General features: G+C 30.6%; 3 protein-coding genes. 2 read left to right on the forward strand and 1 reads right to left on the reverse strand.

Going from position 1 to position 3,073, the window contains the following annotated elements:
- Positions 1–174: 174 nt before the first annotated feature.
- Positions 175–1,029 (reverse strand): hypothetical protein, encoded by an 855-nt coding sequence (locus U9R42_06850; protein MEA3495737.1) that lies wholly within the window; start codon positions 1,027–1,029, stop codon positions 175–177.
- Between the two features lie 378 nt (positions 1,030–1,407).
- Between U9R42_06850 and U9R42_06855 the strand changes: the two genes are divergently transcribed.
- Together U9R42_06855 and U9R42_06860 are read left to right on the forward strand one after the other, a co-directional pair.
- Positions 1,408–2,631 carry a sugar MFS transporter gene (locus tag U9R42_06855; protein MEA3495738.1) on the forward strand — a complete coding sequence of 408 codons (1,224 nt, stop codon included), beginning with the start codon at positions 1,408–1,410 and terminating at the stop codon, positions 2,629–2,631.
- A 9-nt stretch (positions 2,632–2,640) separates the two neighbouring features.
- A partial coding sequence (locus U9R42_06860; protein MEA3495739.1) for a hypothetical protein occupies positions 2,641–3,073 on the forward strand: 433 nt, incomplete at its 3' end.

Raw genomic sequence — 3,073 nt, forward strand, 5'->3', positions numbered from 1 at the left:
GTATTACCCTGAAATTAAGAAATCTTTGACCTGAATTCAATTCGCTATGAGCAAATAAAACCGAACCGTCCGCTGTTGCATTTTTTCCTGCTATCACTGCATAACATGCGTAAACGGAAGAAGATGAGATTGTTAAAAATATCATCAATGTAATAGTAAAAGCTAATTTTTTTTTCATGTGTTTGTTTTTTTTCTTTCAAATATAGAAATAGTAATAAGTAATGTAAAAACGAATAATACCGATAACATTTCAATCCAATATTTCCATGGTTCAATCCATATTTCTTTAAATACATCCCAACGACCTAAAATTTCAATAAAATTCCAAAAAATAATAACTGTGGGTATTGAATAGCGTAAAGCATAAGCTAATTTTTTAATCTTTATTAGTTTTAAGAATAAATAAAGAGACCAAAGCAATGAGCCAAAAGCCACGATATAAGTAACAGGATGCCTGTCGCCAAGAATTGTTTTGTCATAACTTATTAATAAAACCATATAAAAAGTCCATAATATCATTATGATTTCCATTGCCGAAGTTAATGCAAAAGATTTCTCCTTATTTATTCCCGTAATTGCAGGTTTTTTTATTTTAAATAGTTTCTGCCACCACCTAAAAAATTTACACTGCGTTTTACCGTTAAAAAAATAATACAAGAAAAATACAGCAAGAAAACCAATTGATGAGGGCATTATCAGATATTCGGGTTTTGTTACTATTTCGCCATTTTCAATAATCGGACTTACATTATATTTTTGAGCAATATAAACAAAAGCAAATTCAATCCAACCTGTCCAAATTAATAATCCTGAAAATATTCCGTAGAATGTTGCTTTTGCTTCGTTTTTGTTTTTTACTCCCAAAATCAGCAAAACAACACCAATTATTCCTAATAAAAATGCCGCCAAAAACACATATTCATGTCCAAATACTTTTTCCATAATTATCATCACTGCATGACCGAGGGGCATTGTAAATAATACAATTAAAAATGCTGATATTCCTATAAATGGTTTTGTTACTTTCATTTTTAGTATTTTTAATAGGTTCAAAATTAAAATAGTTTTTCACATTACCAAATTATAAAATTATCTTGCTTTATTCCCTACCCTTAACATTTCCAAACTACTTAGTGCCTCTAAGAAAACTATCAAATTTTATGATTTCTAAGATTTTTGACCTGCCTTTGCCGTCAGGCAGGTGAGATTTTTATTTTTTGAGACGAGGCGATGCCTTAGCATCAGTGAGTTGAGAAAGATAAAAATATCGCAAAAAGATAGGAATCTAATTTTTTTGCAGAGTTTTCTTAGAGACACTACTTAAAAAAACAAAAGAATAGTTGTAATATTTATAATATTATTTAGATTTGTAGTTTAAATATATAATAAAAGCACATATATAAACGAATGAATACCATAGTAAATAATTACCGCAAACCGTTGATTTTATTAACATCCCTATTTTTTATATGGGGATTTATCACATGCTTAAACGACATTTTAATTCCCCATTTAAAAGACCTTTTTGAACTGAATTATACAGAAACAATGTTGATACAATTTTGTTTTTTCGGGGCATATTTTATAATGTCTATACCTTCGGGTTGGATTATTGGTAAAATAGGATATAAAAAAGGGATAGTACTTGGGTTGATTGTGACAGGAATCGGAAGTTTTTTGTTTTATCCGGCTTCAATACTTATTTATTATCCTTTATTTTTGTTTGCATTATTTATTTTGGCTTCAGGAATTACCATTTTACAAGTTGCTGCCAATCCTTATGTTGCTATTCTTGGAAAACCCGAAACAGCTTCAAGCAGATTAAATTTAACACAGGCATTTAATTCACTCGGAACTACAGTTGCACCAATTTTTGGTACTTATTTAATTTTATCAAACGTTTCAAGCAGTACAGTAGAAAAAGCTGAATCAGTTCAATTACCATATATCGGGTTAGCAATTACACTTGTTCTTATTGCAGTAGTTTTTGCTTTAATTAAATTACCTCAAATCAAAGATAAAGACATACAATCAACAATTAGTAATGATTTACAATCAAAACGTAAAAGTGCATGGGCTTATCCTCATCTTGTTCTTGGTACAGTTGCTATTTTCTTATATGTCGGTGGAGAAGTATCTATCGGAAGTTTTCTAGTAAATTTTCTCGGAGAATCAAACATTGCAAATATTCCTGTGTCGGAAGCAGGAAATTTTGTTTCGTTTTATTGGGGTGGTGCAATGCTCGGACGTTTTATCGGTTCGGCTGTGATGCAAAAAATCAAGCCAAACAAAGTGTTAACTTTTAATGCTGTGACTGTAATAATATTGATTTTAATAACAATAACTTTTACAGGGAAAATATCAATGTGGGCAATTCTTTCTGTTGGTTTATTCAATTCAATAATGTTTCCTACAATATTTACTCTTTCAATTAAAGGGCTTGGAAAGCATACAAGTCAGGCGTCTGGTATATTATGTATGGCAATTGTCGGTGGTGCTATTGTGCCTTTGTTACAAGGATTTGTAGCTGATAATATCGGGCTACAATATTCTTTTATTGTTGCGGCTCTTTGTTATGTTTATATTTTCTATTTTGGATTAAAAGGCTATAAAAAACAGTTAGTTTATTAATGTAATTTTATGAAACAAAAATCAAAATTTCGCAAACTGTTAGTTTCTTGCTTTATTTTATTAGCATTGGCAAGTTGTACTCAAAAAGAAATAACAATAAAAGTCAATGTAAATCCTTTCAAGGTTCAACGGGGTGATACAATTACGATTGAAATTGAATTGAGCAAAACAAATAAAACTGTTCAAGCTGTTTTGTTAAAACCCACAATTGGAACTTCCGAATTGATTTTGAAAAAAGTGCAGGGTAAACCGGAGGTTTTCAAAGCAAAAGTATTTTTGGATAATGATTCTCCGGAAGGTTTATACGCCATTCACGTTTGGGCAGGAGATAGAGAAAAGCCGTCAGCAATTGGCAAAGCAACATTTCTTTTGGGAAAAATGGTTGTTGATTTCTATTATCCTTCAACCATTGATACAATTAATCCCGATAAAGATATTTCAG

The sequence above is a fragment of the Bacteroidota bacterium genome, from assembly GCA_034723125.1.
Classification (GTDB): Bacteria; Bacteroidota; Bacteroidia; order CAILMK01; family JAAYUY01; genus JAYEOP01.